19 protein-coding genes and 1 pseudogene are annotated in these 18,678 nt (G+C 33.7%); 19 read left to right on the top strand and 1 reads right to left on the bottom strand.

Translation table 11 applies throughout. The annotated features are described in order from the left end of the window. The first annotated feature begins 5 nt into the window (after positions 1-5). From gctB to ABDZ93_RS17425, 18 genes and pseudogenes are all read left to right on the top strand, one after another. A complete protein-coding gene (gene gctB / locus ABDZ93_RS17510) occupies positions 6-809 on the top strand; it encodes a glutaconate CoA-transferase subunit B (RefSeq protein WP_343827809.1) in 804 nt (267 codons plus the stop codon). A gap of 55 nt (positions 810-864) precedes the next feature. Beyond that, positions 865-2,655 (top strand): acyl-CoA carboxylase subunit beta, encoded by a 1,791-nt coding sequence (locus ABDZ93_RS17505; protein ID WP_343827808.1) that lies wholly within the window; start codon positions 865-867, stop codon positions 2,653-2,655. Between the two features lie 15 nt (positions 2,656-2,670). Continuing rightward, positions 2,671-3,453, top strand: a complete 783-nt coding sequence (gene hgdC, locus ABDZ93_RS17500; RefSeq protein ID WP_343827807.1) for a (R)-2-hydroxyglutaryl-CoA dehydratase activase HgdC — start codon at positions 2,671-2,673, stop codon at positions 3,451-3,453. A 109-nt stretch (positions 3,454-3,562) separates the two neighbouring features. Further along, the gene (hgdA, locus tag ABDZ93_RS17495) at positions 3,563-5,044 is read left to right on the top strand and encodes a (R)-2-hydroxyglutaryl-CoA dehydratase subunit alpha (protein ID WP_343827806.1); all 1,482 of its coding nucleotides are present in this window, start codon (positions 3,563-3,565) and stop codon (positions 5,042-5,044) included. Between the two features lie 2 nt (positions 5,045-5,046). Next, positions 5,047-6,192 (top strand): (R)-2-hydroxyglutaryl-CoA dehydratase subunit beta, encoded by a 1,146-nt coding sequence (gene hgdB, locus ABDZ93_RS17490; protein WP_343827805.1) that lies wholly within the window; start codon positions 5,047-5,049, stop codon positions 6,190-6,192. A 56-nt stretch (positions 6,193-6,248) separates the two neighbouring features. Further along, a complete protein-coding gene (locus tag ABDZ93_RS17485) occupies positions 6,249-7,091 on the top strand; it encodes an EFR1 family ferrodoxin (RefSeq protein ID WP_343827804.1) in 843 nt (280 codons plus the stop codon). Positions 7,092-7,318: 227 nt separating this feature from the next. Next, a pseudogene (locus ABDZ93_RS17480) lies at positions 7,319-7,432 on the top strand (TetR family transcriptional regulator); the annotation flags it as partial. Between the two features lie 335 nt (positions 7,433-7,767). Further along, the gene (locus ABDZ93_RS17475) at positions 7,768-8,763 is read left to right on the top strand and encodes a hypothetical protein (RefSeq protein ID WP_343827803.1); all 996 of its coding nucleotides are present in this window, start codon (positions 7,768-7,770) and stop codon (positions 8,761-8,763) included. Further along, the gene (locus tag ABDZ93_RS17470) at positions 8,760-9,578 is read left to right on the top strand and encodes a protein-glutamine gamma-glutamyltransferase (RefSeq protein ID WP_343827802.1); all 819 of its coding nucleotides are present in this window, start codon (positions 8,760-8,762) and stop codon (positions 9,576-9,578) included. Before ABDZ93_RS17475 ends, ABDZ93_RS17470 begins: the two co-directional genes overlap by 4 nt. A 326-nt stretch (positions 9,579-9,904) precedes the next feature. Then, positions 9,905-10,105 carry a hypothetical protein gene (locus ABDZ93_RS17465; protein WP_343827801.1) on the top strand — a complete coding sequence of 67 codons (201 nt, stop codon included), beginning with the start codon at positions 9,905-9,907 and terminating at the stop codon, positions 10,103-10,105. A gap of 328 nt (positions 10,106-10,433) precedes the next feature. Further along, positions 10,434-10,703, top strand: a complete 270-nt coding sequence (locus ABDZ93_RS17460; RefSeq protein WP_343827800.1) for a hypothetical protein — start codon at positions 10,434-10,436, stop codon at positions 10,701-10,703. Between the two features lie 29 nt (positions 10,704-10,732). Beyond that, complete coding sequence (locus ABDZ93_RS17455) at positions 10,733-11,269, top strand: hypothetical protein (protein ID WP_343827798.1); 537 nt, start codon at positions 10,733-10,735, stop codon at positions 11,267-11,269. Between the two features lie 102 nt (positions 11,270-11,371). Continuing rightward, positions 11,372-12,064: a radical SAM protein gene (locus tag ABDZ93_RS17450; RefSeq protein ID WP_343827797.1), complete on the top strand. Its 693-nt coding sequence runs from the start codon at positions 11,372-11,374 to the stop codon at positions 12,062-12,064. Positions 12,065-12,175: 111 nt separating this feature from the next. After that, positions 12,176-13,033 (top strand): AraC family transcriptional regulator, encoded by an 858-nt coding sequence (locus ABDZ93_RS17445; protein WP_343827795.1) that lies wholly within the window; start codon positions 12,176-12,178, stop codon positions 13,031-13,033. Positions 13,034-13,263: 230 nt separating this feature from the next. Then, the gene (locus tag ABDZ93_RS17440; RefSeq protein WP_343827794.1) at positions 13,264-13,764 is read left to right on the top strand and encodes a hypothetical protein; all 501 of its coding nucleotides are present in this window, start codon (positions 13,264-13,266) and stop codon (positions 13,762-13,764) included. A 788-nt stretch (positions 13,765-14,552) separates the two neighbouring features. Continuing rightward, the gene (locus tag ABDZ93_RS17435) at positions 14,553-14,795 is read left to right on the top strand and encodes a hypothetical protein (RefSeq protein WP_343827793.1); all 243 of its coding nucleotides are present in this window, start codon (positions 14,553-14,555) and stop codon (positions 14,793-14,795) included. A 68-nt stretch (positions 14,796-14,863) separates the two neighbouring features. Beyond that, positions 14,864-15,148, top strand: coding sequence for a sigma factor (locus tag ABDZ93_RS17430; protein WP_343827792.1), 285 nt, complete (start codon positions 14,864-14,866; stop codon positions 15,146-15,148). Between the two features lie 235 nt (positions 15,149-15,383). Next, complete coding sequence (locus tag ABDZ93_RS17425; RefSeq protein ID WP_343827790.1) at positions 15,384-16,238, top strand: AAA family ATPase; 855 nt, start codon at positions 15,384-15,386, stop codon at positions 16,236-16,238. A gap of 265 nt (positions 16,239-16,503) precedes the next feature. Here the strand turns inward: ABDZ93_RS17425 and ABDZ93_RS17420 are convergent, their stop codons facing one another. Beyond that, positions 16,504-16,977 (bottom strand): pyridoxamine 5'-phosphate oxidase family protein, encoded by a 474-nt coding sequence (locus tag ABDZ93_RS17420; protein WP_343827788.1) that lies wholly within the window; start codon positions 16,975-16,977, stop codon positions 16,504-16,506. Positions 16,978-17,138: 161 nt separating this feature from the next. Here ABDZ93_RS17420 and pdxR point away from each other — a divergent pair, with 161 nt between their 5' ends. Then, a complete protein-coding gene (gene pdxR / locus ABDZ93_RS17415) occupies positions 17,139-18,557 on the top strand; it encodes a MocR-like pyridoxine biosynthesis transcription factor PdxR (protein ID WP_343827786.1) in 1,419 nt (472 codons plus the stop codon). Positions 18,558-18,678 lie beyond the last annotated feature (121 nt).

Raw genomic sequence — 18,678 nt, 5'->3', positions numbered from 1 at the left:
TAAAAATGTCTGATTACAGTAATTATACGAAACAGGAAATGCAGGCTTATGCCATTGCAAAGAATATACACGAAAACCAGATTGTTATTGTAGGTACAGGACTTCCACTGATTGGTGCTTCATTAGCTAAAAGAGTAGTATGTCCAAGCTGTCATCTAATCGTGGAAAGTGGTCTTATGGATTGTGCTCCAATTGAAGTTCCAAGAAGCGTAGGAGACAACCGTTTCATGGCACAGTGTGGTGTACAGTGGCCAAATGTTCGTTTTGTTGGTTTTGAAACAAATGAATGGCTTCATGATAAAGATCGTTTAGTAGCTTTCATCGGAGGGGCTCAGATAGATCCATATGGCAATGTGAATTCTACATGCATAGGAGATTATCATAATCCTAAAACACGTTTTACAGGATCAGGTGGAGCTAATGGGATTGCAACGTATTGTAATACAGTTATAATGATGCAGCATCAAAAACGACGTTTTATAGATAAAATAGATTATGTTACAAGCCTTGGATGGGCAGATGGTCCAGGAGGACGTGAAAAGGCTGGGGTTCCAGGTAACCGTGGACCATTGATGGTAGTAACAGACCTTGGAATCATGAAATTTGATGAAGTTACAAAGCGTATGTATTTGGCATACTACTATCCATTCTCATCACCAGAATTGGTTAAGGAAAATACAGGCTTTGATGTGGATGTTTCCCGTGCAGAGCTGATGGAAGGACCATCCGAGGAAATTATAAGAATTATACGTGAAGAGATTGATCCAGGTCAGGCATTTATTAAAGTGCCAAAGGTTGCTAATAAATAGACGTGATTTTATGAACAAGTGAATGGATTGGTAGAAGCGAAAGGAGAGACGAATTATGGGGAATTATTCAATGCCGGGCTATTTTCAAGCTATGAATGTTATAAAGGGTGATACCTTTCATGAAAATCCGGAAAATGTAAAAGAATTAAAAGCAGTAGAGGAAGATATAAATAGAAAAATCAAGGAAATGCTAGCAGCAGGAACACCTGATGAGAAGATACATTCAAAGGGTCAGATGACTTCAATGGAACGTATTTTAAGCCTTGTAGATGAGGGAAGTTTTTGTCCTTTGAACAGTCTTTATAATCCAGAAGATAATAATGAAACAAAGATTGGCATTGTAAGTACTGGAATAGTAAAAGGCTTAGGTCGTGTAAATGGAAAATGGGCAGTTATAATAGCATCAGATAATAAGAAGATGGCAGGTGCATGGGTTGCAGGACAAGCAGATAATCTGCTAAGAGGAAGTGACACTGCTAAAATGCTTGATATTCCACTAGTTTACATATTGAATTGCTCTGGAGTTAAACTAGACGAACAAGAGAAAGTATATCCAAATCGTCGTGGAGGTGGTACACCTTTCTACAGAAATGCACAATTAAATCAGCTTGGAATTCCTGTAATTGTAGGTATTTACGGAACAAATCCTGCAGGAGGCGGTTATCACAGCATTAGTCCAACAATTCTGCTTGCACATGAAAAGGCAAATATGGCAGTAGGAGGAGCAGGTATAGTTGGAGGAATGGACTCAAAACCATATGTGGATGTTGAAGGCGCGCAGGCAATGATTGATCAGACTCGTAAAATGAAGATGGATCCTCCAGGTTCTGTTACTATACATTACAATGAAACTGGATTCTTCCGTGAAGTTTATAGTGAAGAGCTTGGTGTTCTTGATTCTATTAAAAAGTATATGGATTATCTTCCAGGTTACAATCCAGAATTCTTCCGTGTAGACAAACCAAAGGCACCAACTATAGATGGAAACAATCTATATAATATTGTGCCTATGAATACAAGAAAAGCATATGATATGTACAATGTATTAAAAGTACTTGTAGATGGAAGCGAATTCATGGAATTCAAAAAGGGTTATGGACCAGAAATGATTACAGGTCTTGCTAAAATTGATGGATTACTTGTTGGTATTGTAGCTAACCAGCAGGGAGCTCTTCCAATGAGAGGATATCCTAACTATCCAGAATACAGAGGAAAAGGCGCTATTGGAATGGGTGGGAAACTTTACCGTCAGGGCCTAATCAAAATGAATGAGTTCGTAACTATGTGTTCAAGAGATAGAATACCAATGATTTGGGTTCAAGATACAACAGGAATTGATGTAGATAATGAAGCTGAAAAGGCAGAATTATTAGGTCTTGGACAGAGCCTGATTTATTCTATCCAAAATAGTGGACTTCCAATGGTTGAGATTACATTAAGAAAAGGAACAGCTGCAGCTCACTATGTTTTAGGTGGACCACAAGGCAATGATAATAATGTATTCAGTATTGGAACTGCTGCAACAGAAATCAACGTTATGTATGGTAAGACAGCTGCTGGTGCTATGTACAGCAGACGTCTTGTAAAGGATCAGGATTCAGGAAAGGATCTTCAGCCAACAATAGATAAAATGAATGAATTGATTCAGCAATATATTGATAAATCTAAACCAGAGTATTGTGCAAAAACAGGTATGGTTGATGAAATCGTTGATATGCCAATGCTTAGAAAATATATGGTTGCATTTACTGCTTCTGCATATCAGAATCCAAAATCAATTTGTCCAGTACATCAGATGATTCTTCCAAGAGTTATTCGTGATTATAATGCTATAAATAACAAATAGTGAGAGGGTCAAGAAATGGATATTTATACTCTTGGCGTTGACGTGGGTTCAACAGCTTCAAAATGTGTGATTTTGAAAAATGGAAAAGAGATTGTAGGCAAGTCATTAGTAGGTGTGGGAATTGGCACGAGCGGTCCTGAGCGTGCAATTGCCCAAGTGTTGAATGAAACCGGTATGAAAAGAGAGGACATGGCATGTGTACTAGCTACAGGATATGGCAGGAACATGTTGATGGATTTCGCTGATAAACAGATGAGTGAGTTGAGCTGCCATGCCCGTGGTGCAAACTTCTTGTTTCCTAATGTGCATACGGTAATTGATATTGGTGGACAGGATGTGAAGGTTATGCATATTGAAAACGGAAGTATGATTAACTTTCAGATGAATGATAAGTGTGCAGCAGGGACAGGTCGCTTTCTGGATGTGATGGCAAGGACTCTGGAGGTAAATGTTGACGATTTAGAAAAGTTAGGGTCACAGTCTACCAAAGAGGTTTCCATTAGTTCAACATGTACAGTATTTGCAGAGAGTGAAGTCATAAGCCAATTGGCAGCAGGCAGTGACAAATGTGATGTTATCCATGGAATTCACCGTGCAGTGGCTGCTCGTGTAGTGGGACTAGCACACCGTGTAGGATTGCAGGATGACATAGTTATGACTGGCGGTGTTGCACAGAACAAAGATGTTGTAAAGTCATTAGAGGAAGCATTGGACCACAAAGTGCATACCACTCCCATGACTCAATATGTTGGAGCTCTTGGTGCTGCACTGTTTGCATGGAAAAAGGCTCAAAAATAATAATACTATAAAAATGAAGATACCGGGTAATGTGTAAATCCACATTACCCGGGTTGTAGTGTATATAAGATTTTACATTGTTAATTTAAAAAGATAATGAGGTGTAAGTATGTCTGAAATAGAAAATAAAAAAACTTCTGAAGTAAAAAAGAAAAAAGGTGCCAGCCCAGGGATACTGGCTTTAAGAAAAGTTGTTGAGGATGTCTACGCTGCTGCTAGAGAAGCAAAAAAACAAGGAGAGTCGATAGGATGGTCATCTTCAAAGTTCCCCTGTGAGCTCGCAGAAGCTTTTGGACTTAAAGTTGTATATCCAGAAAATCAAGCGGCGGGTATTGCTGCACAACATGATGGAGAAGTAATGTGTAAAGCGGCAGAAGAGTTAGGATATGATAATGATATATGTGGTTATGCTAGAATAAGCCTTGCATATGCTGCAGGAAAAAGAGGTGCTAACAAATATGATCATGAGACAGGGGCATATATAATCAATCCTAATAGCGGAAAGCCTCTTAAAGATGAAAATGGGAATGCTGTTATAGACCCTGAAACTGGAAAACCAGTGAAAGACCCAAAGACAATGACTCCTTATACAGAGCTTGTGGACTTAAATGAAATTAATGCCATGGAAGAAGGCGAGGAGAAGGAAAGAGCATTAGCTGCTATACATCGTTTCAGACAGATGCAGATGCCACAGCCAGATTTTGTACTTTGCTGTAATAATATTTGTAACTGCATGACAAAGTGGTATGAAAATATAGCACGTATGCATAATATTCCACTAATTATGATTGATATTCCATATAATAACACTGTTACTATAGATGATACATATGTTGCATATGTTCGTGGACAGTTTGATAAGGCAATTGAACAATTAGAAAAAATCAGTGGAGTTAAATTTGATGAAGAAAAATTCAAGAGAGCCTGTGCAAATGCAAATCGTACAGCAAAAGCGTGGTTAAATGTTTGTAATTATCTTCAGTACAAGCCATCACCAATGAGCGGATTTGATTTGTTTAACCATATGGCTGACGTAGTTACAGCACGTGGAAAGATTGAGGCAGCAGAAGCATTTGAACTTTTGGCTACTGAATTAGAAGAGAATGTTAAAAAGGGAGAATCAACATTGGCATTTCCTGAAAAGCATCGTATAATGTTTGAAGGAATTCCTTGCTGGCCAGGACTTCCAGCATTATTTAAACCTCTAAAGGCAAATGGTATAAATGTAACAGCTGTTGTTTATGCCCCGGCCTTTGGATTTGTATATGACGATATGGATTCTATGGCACGTGCGTATTGTACTGCACCAAATTCAGTATGCCTTGAGCAGGGGGTTGCTTGGAGAGAGGGTATCTGCGTTGAAAACAAAGTTGATGGAGTTTTAGTACATTATAACAGAAGCTGTAAGCCATGGAGCGGATATATGGCTGAAATGCAGAGACGCTTTACAAAAGATTTAGGAATTCCATGTACTGGTTTTGATGGTGACCAGGCTGACCCACGTAACTTTAATACAGCGCAGTATGAGACTCGTGTACAAGGTCTAGTGGAAGCTATGGAAGCTAATAAGCAGGCAAAGGAGGGCAAATAGTAATGAGGATTGAAGCATTAATAAAGGATTTCAAAGAGGTTTCAGAAAATCCTAAAAGACAATTAGAAAGCTGCAAGGCTAGTGGAAAAAAGGCAGTTGGAGTAATGCCATATTTTGCACCTGAGGAGCTTGTTTATGCAGCTGGCATGATGCCATTTGGAATGTGGGGTTCAAACAAGAAGACTATCAGCCGTGCAAAAGAATACTGTGCAACATTTTACTGTACAATCGCACAGCTTGATTTAGAAATGATGCTTGATGGAACAATGGATATGCTTGATGGTGTAATAACACCTACAATCTGTGATACACTTCGTCCAATGAGCCAGAATATACGTATTGCCATGGGAGAAAAGTTAAAAGTTATATTTTTAGCTCACCCTCAGAATCGTTTTGATGAAAATGGACTTAAATTTACAATATCTCAATATACAAATATAAAGAATGAGCTTGAAAAAATAAGCGGGAAGCAAATTTCTAATGATGATATAAAGAATGCAATTAGTGTATATAATGACAGCCGCAGAGCACGCAGAGAGTTTGTAAAACTTGCAGCAGAGCATTGTGATGTGATTACACCTACCAAACGAAGCTCGGTTCTAAAAGCATCATGGTTTATGATGAAAGATGAATATACACAGAAATTAAATGAATTAAATGAAGCGTTAAGAGTACTTACAGTATGTGACTGGCAGGGAAGAAAGGTAGTTACATCTGGAATTATCTGCGATAATCCGGCATTGCTTTCGATTTTTGAAGAGAATAACATTGCAATCGTAGCGGATGATGTTGCTAATGAAAGCCGTTCCTTCCTTGTGGATGTGCCAGAAGATGATGACGCTATGAGAGCATTAGCATTACAGTTTGCAAATCAGGATTACGATGTATTACTATATGATTGTCATGCTAATAAAAACCGTCGTGGAGAATATATTGCTGATTTAGTTAAGAAGAGCGGTGCAGATGGATTAATTCTTTTTATGCAGCAATTTTGTGACCCTGAAGAAATGGAATATCCATACTTGAAGCAAGCCCTTGATAAGGCTGGTGTTCCACATATTAAATTAGGTATTGACCAGCAGATGAGGGATTTTGGACAAGCTCGTACAGCAATACAAGCCTTTGCTGATATGATGGAATTTGTATAAAATTAAGTGATTTATTAGACAATGGGAACTATGTGTGTAGTAAAGGAGGTAGTATAATGAAGATTGAAAAAATTTTTGCAGTGTATTTTTCAGGTACAGGAACTACAAAAACAATAGTAACTCAAGTTGCGAAAGGAATTAGTACAGCATTAGACCTTCCAATAAATGAAATTGATTTTACAGCTTATGAGGCTAGAATGAGAAAATTAGTATTTAGTGAAACAGATTTAGTAGTAATTGGTCTACCTGTTTATGCAGGCAGGCTACCAAATCTTATCCTTCCATATATAAAAACTATGCAAGGGAATGGATCCATGGCTGTTCCCATAGTGTTATATGGAAATAGAAATTATGATGATGCCCTTATGGAATTAAAAACAGAGTTAGAGAAGAATGAATTTCATGCAATTTCTGCAGGAGCATTTATTGGTGAACACTCTTTTTCTAAGGTGTTAGCAGCAGGAAGGCCAGATGCGGAAGACCTAAGGATTGCAGACAGCCTCGCAGATAAGACAGCCCAAATTATCCATCATCTCTCCAGGGATAATGAGCTTATAAAAGATTTGCTTGAGGTAAAGGGAAATATGCCTTTACATGCATATTATACTCCAAGGGACCGTAAAGGAAATCCTATTGATATACGCAAGGTAAAGCCTAAAACAAATGAAAACTGTATTAACTGTGGAAAATGTATAGATATGTGTCCAATGGGCGCTATTGATTCAATGGACCCAGCTCTTGTTTCAGGAATATGCATTAAATGTTGCGCATGCCTAAAACGCTGTCCACAACAAGCAAAATATTTTGATGATCAAGGGTATGTTTATCATATGCATGAGCTAGAAGAACAATACGGAGCCACCCGTAAGGAGCCGGAGCTTTTCTTAATTAATTTGTAGTGTAATATTCCCCCAATATTATATTATAAATGCAATCATCTCTCTAGGACTTGACTATATCAGCAGGTAAGTCATAGAGAGGTGATTGTTTTATTTTACATAGAAATTCTTATTTGAAATCAAGCTCTCTTACTTAAAAATGATACAAAATGCTAAAAGATATGTTTATATTCAAATCAAAGAAGATATAGAAGTCAGGGTAAATCACTGAAATGGTACCACGCTAGATTGCTGCCGGAATGAAGGAGGACCCTGATATTATCATCAGACGAATTGGATACCTCTTCTATGGAAACATTGAGTTATCCCTTAAGCGAAGTGCTGGTTTAAATCATGTCTAGTAAAAAGCAATAGGAGATTCCTTTTTTATCAGACATTTTAACCTCAATGACTGAACATCGCAGTTTATTTATCTAATGAATAAGTATAATTTATTAGCATTACTAAAAGATATCTATTAATTAAAAATAAATAAAAGAGTGATTTTTTTAAAATGGTGTCATATACATTTATGTATGTAATAAAAGTGAAGCACATCATAAGATTCTCAGACCTAGATATTCAAATGTTTTGTAAGTGGTAAGATATAAGAATCATTTCAGCTAGTAAATTATAATTTTCAGCAAGTGTAAATAACGATATGGTTTAGCACCATAAAAATGAAGGGGGAGAATATGTGTATATCTATAATTTAAACACCATAAATCTCTTAGATAAAAGAATAGATGATAGTTGGGTGGAGAGTATTAGATCCTTTTTTTATCAACTAGCCAAAGCTAATGAGAAAGAAGCTCTAAATTTAATTAATGATGAAAACTTGCATTTTACTCCACTTTTTGTGCTTAAGCCTGAAATTGAAGAATTAAAGCTCTTTAAGAAGTTAAATATACGAAATAGAATTGCTTTGGAAATTACAAGTGAAATATTGTTAAGTAAAGAAAACATTTCAGATGTCGAATATCTTTCCTTTGACTATATACAAGCAGTTCATTCTGCTTTAAAGTGGATGCTAGAAACAGGGTGCATTAACGATGGATTGAATGATCAATATGATGAAATTTTAGATATGACTGCAATATTTCTAATAAAAATATATAGGGATAAAACGGTACTGCCGATAATAGCAGAAATGATTTTTAGGAGATATAAACAAGGATTACTAATACATGATTTAGCCTGGGCTTTTTTTGAATCACGTGATCCTATAAGTTTAAGCATTATTTCAGAAAGATTACAATCTAAAGAGTTGAAAGATGTTGAATTAGCACAGGAGCTTTTGAGTTTTGTGCCAGGCATAGGTATACGAGAGAACGTAGATATCAAAAAACAATACCTATATTTTCTTGATTGGTTCGGAAAAAATAATCTGTTTCTGCGCTTTACAGGGGAAGGTTTTCAGCAAACCAAAAACCCTGTAATTTATAGGGTAGTTTTAGAAGCAAAGTATTTATGTGAACCGGTATCAATTGATACCGGGAAAATATTAAGGATTTTAAGCGGAAAAGAGTGTAAATTGATAGATGAGTTTAAAAGGTTAGATAAGAATACTCAAAAATTACTTTCAGATTTTTCTGTTATGTTACATCATAATAACATATGTAAGTGGCAGGAGTGGCTAGAGTGTCCAATAGAGGAACAAATAAGATTTGTTAGAATAGGAGGAATACGATGAGTATAATTTCAGGTAATATAGTTACCAGAGATAAAATTGCTGCTGAGTATCCACCAAATAGCCTTGAAAGAAAGATTGCGGAGAAGTTAGTATCAAGTAAAGATGTTTATAGATATGACTCACTAGATCAATTAAATTTTGCCGTAAAACTACGAGCAAATATTGTTGGAGCAGCTAGGGAATTAGATGGAAATGATATGAGTTTTACGACCTTTCGTAAATCAAAATGTAATACAGATTACTGGCGGCGTACTGATGAAGGTGGTTTTTTGTTAAAAGAATATATAAAGCCATCTGATGCTATAAAGGATATCTTTATTAATAGTTCAGAATATGGTACTGAGTGTGCCACTGCAATAGTTATTATTTATTATGAGGCACTTGTTAACCTACTTCCTGAAGAGGTTTTTAATGAAATGTTTCCAAGGATATATTTATTAGACTGGCAATATATAAGTAGAAACCTTTATATAGAACAATATGGCAATGTAACAGAGTTCTTTCCTGGAGATTGTCAATATTTTAAAAGCCCTGATGTAAACCCGGCAACGCCTGAATGGCAGGGAGAAAATGTTATTAATTTAGGTAATGGAACTTATTTTGGTCATGGTATAGGTATAAAAAGTGCTAATGGAATAATAAAAGCATTAAATGAGAACAGGAAAAGAGGAGCTGCGGAATCGGCTTTTTTAACAGATTCTGCAACGCGTTTAAATTCTAAGCAAATATTTGATAAATATTATAGTTTTATTTCTACAATGAAAATAAAGAGGTGTAGAGAAATTCATAGAAGCTATCGAAACATATATTATTAAAAAGAAGCAATAAGTTATCCAAGCCCAGAATGTACATTAAGTATCCATATTTATTTATATTAATATATTTTAATTTCAAATTACATGATAATCCTCATATTGAAACTGTTGTAAGTCTAAGTAAATGTAACTAAACAATAAACCACTACTTTTTATAAAAAAGAATTTAATTAGGTTAAATAAAGTTTTAATTTCACGGCTCACAGACTTTGTCTGTGAGCTTTTTACTTATCCCAAAATCAAGAGAAAAAGTAAGAGATTTTTTAAGATGAACACAAGAATTTATTGTAATCATTGAAATTACCACTTGTGGAAAATATATAGGTATGTGTCCAATAGGTGCTATTGATTCAATGGATCTAGCTCTTGTTTCAGGAATATGCATTAAATGTTGCGCATGTATAAAACGCTGTCCACAGCAGGCAAAATATTTTGATGATCAAGGGTATGTTTATCATATGCATGAGCTAGAAGAACAATACGGAGCCACCTGTAAGGAGCCGGAGCTTTTCTCAATTAATTTGTAGTGTAATATTCCACCAATATTATATTATAAATGCAATCATCTCTCTAGGACTTGACTATATCAGCAGGTCAGTCATAGAGAGGTGATTTTTCTTTTGGAACTTAATTGTTAAAATGGTTGGAAACGTATTGTGAATAATCTACCCAATGATATCAATAGAACCAATATGAATTCTTTTTTACGAAATTAATTTAATTGCAAGAAAATATTTGGTATAATAAAGCAAATAACTAATAATTGGTAATTAGCTAATGTGAGAATTAAGACACTAATAACAAATAATGTTATAAGCAAAAATGAGGTGTAAGAATTGCTTGATTTTGAGCTTGATGAGTCAGGATTATATTGAGTCTTATCTAGATATGATAGAGAAATATGAACCAGCAGATTATGGTATAGGAATGGCTGATTTTAACGACATTAAGACAGTGACAAAGGGAAGTTTGATTAAGTATATAAAAATAAGTTTAAATAGGTTATCTAACCTTTCAAATGTTTTAGAAAGTATCTATCCTAATACGGAGTCGGTTATTATGACACCAGTTAAAAAGGTAAGTCATAGGAACAACTATGTAGAAGTATTTGTGTTTAAAAAATAATTTAATAAACAATAAGGAGGTATAGTACAATGATAAATTCTTTTTTTAATTCTGCTCTTGAAACCATTTCACGTGAAGAACATGAATTAAATGAACTTTTTAAATTAAACGAAAACTACTATAAAAAGAATCATCATGGGGTATGCAATCTATATGAAACTACTTTTGTTTATTTGATTTTTAAGGAACTTTTAAGAAATGAGTATCCATTTACTGTTTATTGGGAATATCCATATCCTAGCAATGCAAAAAATCATTGTGATCTTGCATTATTAAAAGAAGATGGAACTTTAGATTCACTAATTGAATTTAAAATCTGGATAAAAGATGATGATAAGGGTATTAAAAATGATGTTTTAAAACTTCAAAAGGAACAGGGGTGTAAAAAATATGTATTTATAATAGGTTACGGTGGAGAGAATGAGGAAAATCATAGGTATCTAATCCGAGATAATGCTCCTTTAAAGTTGGTAAATAAAAGAAGCATTAAGACTAAGTTTTTTAAAACTGATTTAAATGTTGTTACAGATAATGAATTGAATTTATTTATGTATGAAGTTATATAGTTATAATTTTATATTTTTAACTGTAACAGGGGGATAAACCCTGTTTTTCTTATTTGAAAATAGAGTGTAGTAAAAATACATTAATTAGTGGAGGAGAAGGTAATGAGTGGTTTTAGTTATAAAGATATTTATAGTGAAGATGGAAGAAGAGTACTGGAAGTGAACATACTTCCTGAAAAACATTGTAACTTTGATTGTATATTTTGTCCTATTGGAAGAGCGCAAAATAAGGTAGACACCCAGAAGTCCTTTAATAAAATGGATAGTTCATTAAAAGAACTGGAAAGGATGATAGAAAATACTAAAGCAGAATTAGTTTTTATTAACTCAAAAGGAGAAGCTTTAGTGAATGAAAATATTATTGATATAATTAATATTATTAAAGGTAAAGGGTTGCCAGTGAAGCTGCTATCAAACGGTTATATTCTAAATTGGCCAGAATTTAAAGATATTGCTAACATGTGCGAGGAAGTTATTGGTGAAATAAAGGTTGCTTCAAATGAAGATTTCCAAAAAATCCAGAGGCCAATGGAAGGATATACTTTTGAGAATCATATTTCAAATATGAAAGTTTTTAGAGAGCAATATAAAGGTAAATTTATATTAGAAGTAACTATTCTAAAGGGATATAACGATGATGAAGAATCCATTCAGAAGATAAAAAGTGTTATTAAAGAAATATCTCCTAATAAGGTAATTATTGAAAGAGTGGAAGATGAAAGATTTAAGAAAGAACTTGGTATATCTGATGAAAAGTTTGAGGAAATTTCAAATTCATTACTAACTAGCCCGTGATGGCGTTGGCCAAGCTTCAAAAATTAATCTTCCAGACAAAATATAACAAAAAAGGTCGGGATTAACTTATTGAAAAGCAATATGATATAAATGTAGACAGGAGTGATGAGTATGGGATGGATTGAATGTATTGGTGAAGCTATTAGTTACATTGAGGAAAATATCACCGAAGAACTTACAATAGAGAAAATTGCAACACAGGCTTTGGTGTCATCTTTTTATTTCCAAAAAGGATTTGCAATGCTTTGTGGGTTTACGGTTGGAGAGTATATTAGACAACGCAGGCTTACTCTTGCCGGCAGTGAGCTTGTTTCTACTGATGAGAAAATTATCGATATTGCAGTGAAATATGGTTATAACTCACCAGATAGTTTCACAAAAGCCTTCACTCGTTTTCATGGTGTCACACCTACTGCTGTTCGAAAAGACGGAGCCATGATTAAATCTTTTGCTTCGTTAAAAATTAAATTTTCATTGGAAGGCGGTTATATTATGGATTACAAAATTGTTGAAAAAGATTCATTTACAGTTATGGGAGTATCAAAGGTATTTAAATATGATAGTGCAACTAGAGAAATTCCACAGTTTTGGACAGAGCATTATCAAACAGGAAAGGGTGAAGTTGTGTGCGGAATGTACGGTGTATGCATTGATGAGAGCATGGGTTCAGATGAATTTGAATATTTGATTGCTGATAATTATATTCCATCCACAGTAACTCCAGAGGGTTTTATTACAAAGATTATTCCTAAACACACTTGGGCTATTTTTGCCTGCAAGGGTGCAATGCCAAAATCATTGCAAGATGTAAACCAAAAAATCTTCTCAGAATGGCTACCTAACTGTAAAGATTATGAAATTGCAGCTGGTTATAACATTGAAATGTATACAAATATAGCTGATTATCCACAGGGTAATCAGGATGAAAATTATTACAGCGAAATTTGGATTCCTATTAAGAAAAAATAATTTTTGATTAGCTAATGAGCATACCAAAAAGCAAGGAAATCCAAGTTTAACAAAATATATCATAACAAGAAAACAAGGTATCCTGCCATTGTAAAGTTGCAGAATACCTTGTTTTTATTTCAAAACGTATCCCAATTAGTATAGTACAAAAGGATAATCTAATAAAGTACTAACACTACAAATAAAATCATATATAATACTGTTACTAAAAATTTTAAGGAGATAATTTGATGTGGTATAGAATTAAAAATGCTGTTTTGGTATTAAGTATTAATATTATTGTTATTATTGGTATATTTATGGCACAGACATTGAGTAGTCCTTACATAGATGAAGAGTATTCTATAGCTAATGAAGAAACCATTTTTACAATGGCTATATATGATGGTAAGTATATTACTAAAGAAACAAATGGTTTACAGCATGTAGCTAATATATTTGTAAATGGAGTAGTTCCATTAGCTATGTATTTTTTATCACTTCTTTGTTTATTTGATTTAATAAATAATTGCTATGAAAGATTCAAGACTGAGGATAAGATAATATATAAAGTTCTATATTCAATATTAGCCATATTACAAGTAGCTATGATTATAATTATTTCTATTTATGTAGTAGCATTAACTATAAAAGTTGAAATACTATGGATTTTCGCTACCATAATACTTATAAAAATATTATTCGAAGGAGCCACTTTTATAAATATATTAAAGATTTCTCGTTATAAATAAAAGGTAAAAAGCCAATGCTTAGTGTTATTAAGTACTGGCTTTTTATGTTTTACGTAATTAGCATATATATTGTGTTCAAAATTCATTAAGTTTAATAAAGCATCTCATTAATGAGGTGCTTTTTCCATACCTATTTTCAACGAGCAATTGTTAATAAAATGAAAACTTCGAAAATATAGTTACGAATAGTGATTCTACGAGGCTATATATTAGAGGGGTTTTTTTGAAATGGTTTATTAATGTAAAATATTAACACAAGGAGGATTAAGAAATAATGAAAATACAGATTAAACTGCTTCAAAAAGTGTGTTCTTGGTATGTATCACCCATTAATGTGGGTACGAAAAAGTGCAGATTTAGGTAAAACTGAAGCTATGAAAAAATATTTTTAAGAAATATTAATAACAAAAAGTCTTAATAGATTTGTCTTTGGTTCCAAGGATACTGGCAAGGACACAGTCAAGGACATAGCTTAAACCTTGTAATAGCAAGGGCTAGACTAGGGTATGTCCATTGTGTCCATGATATCTATTAGAGTATATTAATAATATAAATTATATATATGTATATACCTATATACGTATATATAGGGAAAATATGTACACATGAACACGTAAAAAATGAGCATGTAATTAGCTTAGGTATAACAATTAAAAAAATAGAGATTTTATTTAAATTAGATATTAATATTAAATGTTAACAATAAGTAAGTTGTTAGAAATGTGGTTACGAATTGGTGATTCTCGTGGCTTATATATATAGGGGCTTTTTTGAAAGGAGTTTACATGATGGAAATTAATACAAACATAGTTTTTAAATGCAGAGAACTTATAAATGCTTTATATTTAGCAACTAAGAAGTTGAATGTTATGGAAAATGTAGGATTTAAGGGTATACACACTAATTTAAACTATGCTAAAACAAGGAATGCTCAGGTTAGGGTATTTCTTAAAAATTATGGCATTAATAGCCTTGAAGTTGTCCTAGAGGATAGTTATAAGGAGGTAATTATTAAGGAGGATAGCTCATAAAGCGTGTGCCTTTAGTTCCAAGGACATGGGGACACAGAATGCTAGTCTTAAAGGGAAGGAGTTTTTGTATGAAGAATTATGATAAAATTCAGGTATTGGTGACAAAGTCAAAATCAGGGGAAGATACTGCCTTTGAAGAGCTATTAAAACATTTTAAGCCTTTAATTATTATCCAAGCTAGGGATATCTATGCAAATGGCTATGACTTAGATGACCTAATTCAAATAGAGGCTATTGCCTTGTTTAAAGCAATTCTTGCCTATGATGCAACCAATGAAAACTTTTCTAACTATGCCACTGCTGCAATAAAAAATAATTTAAAGAATCTAACTTTCTTTAGAATGAAATCATAGTGATAGTAGTGCATAGATGATAATAAATAATTATAATATAATCAAGCAAAAGTTAAATATGCCTATTTCTCTATATAAATATCCACATAGGGAAATAGGTATATAGCAAACTATTTATATATAAAAATATGGATATATTTAACTATTTAAATATAGAACTAGTAAAATAGTTGTTCTGTTCATGCGGGTTTAGAGGCTTTTGTTAATATATAATGTTATGATAAGGAAGATGATAATGATTTATTTAAGTGTTTTTACATTTCCAAATGATGATATGGAATTTGATTTTATAATAGAGGAAAAAAGAACGTGCTACGACTCCTTTTATCCATTTAAGATATTATCAAAACATGGTTTTAAAAGAATTGATTTTGAGCCAGTTACGATTTTATATGGTGGAAATGGTTCGGGAAAATCAACGGCATTAAATGTGATAGCAGAAAAAACAGGAATCAATCGAGATTCTATCTATAATAAATCTAATTTTTATTCTGACTATGTCAATATGTGTGAGATGCAGCTTGAAGATGACATTCCCCAAAATAGCAGAATTATAACAAGTGATGATGTATTTGATTATATGTTGAATATTCGTAACCTCAACGAAGGAATTGACCAAAAACGGGAAAAACTTTTTGAAGAGTACTTAGATGCAAAATATTCCAATTTTCAAATGAAATCTATAGAAGATTATGAGCAACTAAAAAAAGTAAATACTGCTAGAAGTAAAACTCAGTCAAAGTTTGTGAGAAATGAAGTTATGGATAATGTACGGGAGTATTCAAATGGGGAAAGTGCATTTCGATATTTTATTGAAAAAATTGGTGAAAATGGGCTGTACATATTGGATGAACCTGAAAACAGTCTTTCTCCAAAACGTCAGATGGAATTAATGAAATTTATCGAGGACTCTGCGCGGTTTTTAGGATGTCAATTTATTATATCAACACATTCCCCTTTTCTCCTTGCCATGAGTGGAGCAAAAATATATGATCTTGATGAAAATCCAGTTGATGTGAAAAAGTGGACGGAATTAGAAAATGTGCGGGCATATTATGAATTTTTTAAAAGATATGAAAAGGAGTTTTGATGATGTTGAGAGTAGATAGATGATGAGTATTCTATATCCAATGTAATAAAGGAGCAGATTTCATAGTAAAAATCAGGTTGATTACGAAAAGTTATGGTAGACAAAAGAATGAAAAGTTAGTGACGTCTAAAAACGAATAGGAATTGATTTTCAATCCTAAAACAAGATAATAAAAAACATCCCGCAATAAAAAGCGGGATAAATTCTATTGGAAAATCATATTTGGCTTTTATGGCAATTATACAAAATAAGCTTATCGTTTGCTCTATTTATGATATTTTCCTGTACACTCTACCATATCAAGCTCAATCACAGCTGTACCCTTAATCATCTTATCAGGAAGCTCTTTTCCAGCAAATTGAGGAGTGTATTTCTCAACCAGCTTATTCAACACTTCATGTTTATAATCCAAGTCCTCAAGCAGCGAAGCGTTTCCAAGAATTACAACGCTATTGTACTCTGCCTCGGTGTCACAGGCATTCTCGATATTGTCAGTCAAGAGACCAAACAATTCATCAACCTCAAAGCATACTTTGGGGTTGCGATTTATATTATCGATTTTTTGTCCCTTTGGTAGGCCATGCATATAAATTTTGTTATTGTAATAAACAAAGTGCATGGCAACCACATATGGATAACCATTCTCATTAATAGTAGCGAATCGTCCGGTATCCGCACGATGAAGGAGCTCATCAATCTGCTCCAACGTTAATTGAAACTTCTTCATTCTATATTGCATAACTTAATTATCCTCCTAATCATGAAAATTTGATTTCTATTCAAGATATATGTACTTGATATAGAATTAAACATATTGTAGCATACAAGTGAACCTATTAAAAGATACACTTATATGATATAATGTAGGATACACTTTGGTATAAGGATGGTTATAATTATATGATTTATATTCAAGAAAATTCAAATGATCCAATGTATCTTCAAATTTATAATCAGGTCAAAAAAGATATTGAACAAGGAAATATTGCACATGGAGAACGGCTTCCAGGTATTCGTACACTAGCCCAAACATTAGGTATTGCACGAAATACTGTCAGTCAGGCTTATACCCAGCTTGCTGTGGAGGGATATATTCAAGCAAGACATGGGTCAGGTTTTTTTGTTCTAGATACTTCAAGTGAATTTATGGAGAGGAATTATGTGCCGCAGAATATAAATGCCTTATCTATCAAAAAATCAGAACTGAATAAACCTGTAATTCTATATGATTTTCAGTACGGTACGCTTCCTTATGAGCAATTTCCTTTCAAGTTATGGCGAAAATACACCTCTCAAATTCTCCTATCATCGCAAAAAGAAGTAGTTAATCATTATCCAGATAAGCAGGGTGATCTACTATTAAGAGAAGAAATCGGAAAACACCTGTACAAATCAAGAGGTATGGTTTGTAGTAAGGAACAAATTATCATCGGTTGTGGACTACAATACTCCTTAAATATTTTGTGCACTCTTCTGAGTAAAGAAAATAACACTATTGCAATGGAGGAACCAGGATATAATGGAGCAAGGGATGTATTTATCAACAATAATTATAATGTGCATGCAATCCCAGCTAGTAAAGATGGACTTATCCTCTCATCAATTCATGGTTCTAACACATGTGCTGCTTATGTAACACCTTCGCATCAATTTCCTTATGGGACTGTGATGCCAATTGTTCAGCGTAAGGAGCTCCTTAATTGGGCAAATGTTAACGATGCGTATATCATTGAGGACGATTATGACAGCGAGCTTAGATATGATGCCAATCCAGTACCATCACTTCACTCTTTAGACACCGAAGACCGTACTATCTATATCGGAACTTTTTCAAAGTCTCTTTCTCCTTCTCTGCGGGTGAACTATATGGTGTTGCCAGTACGACTCCTAAAGAGGTATCATAGTTTATTCAGTTCCCATAATTCTCCTGTATCATGGTTGACACAACGTGTTTTAGCTGAATATATGAGAGAGGGAAATTATGAGCGTCATATTCGAAAAATGTGCATTACCTACAAAAGGTGTCATGATATATTTGTACAGAAAGCGACTGAAACGTTTGGCAGAAAAGTAATCTTACATGGTCGTGGAGCAGGGGTGCATTTCGTTTTGGAGTTTCCGGGTGGTGAAGAACAAGATTGGCTTATTAAACAGGCAGAAAAAGTCGGAGTAAAAGTATATTCTATGATTCCATTCTGGAATGATAGGAATGATTGCCCCAGAAATATTATATTTGTAGGATATAGCTTACTGAGTGAACAACAGATACGAGAAGGTATTGCGTTGCTACAATCTGCCTGGTTCGATGCATTACCATAATGAAAACTGAATGGTGCAATTATTGAACTCTTCTTTGGCAAAGAACATAAGTATACTTTTGATAAATTATATTGACATAATAATAAACAAATGCTATTCTTATTAAGAATTTAAAAATAGA

Source organism: Clostridium subterminale, from assembly GCF_039521425.1.
Taxonomy (GTDB): domain Bacteria; phylum Bacillota; class Clostridia; order Clostridiales; family Clostridiaceae; genus Clostridium_J; species Clostridium_J subterminale.
The sequence above is the reverse complement of the archived record's forward strand: the minus strand, read 5'-3'. Positions and strand labels throughout refer to the sequence as shown.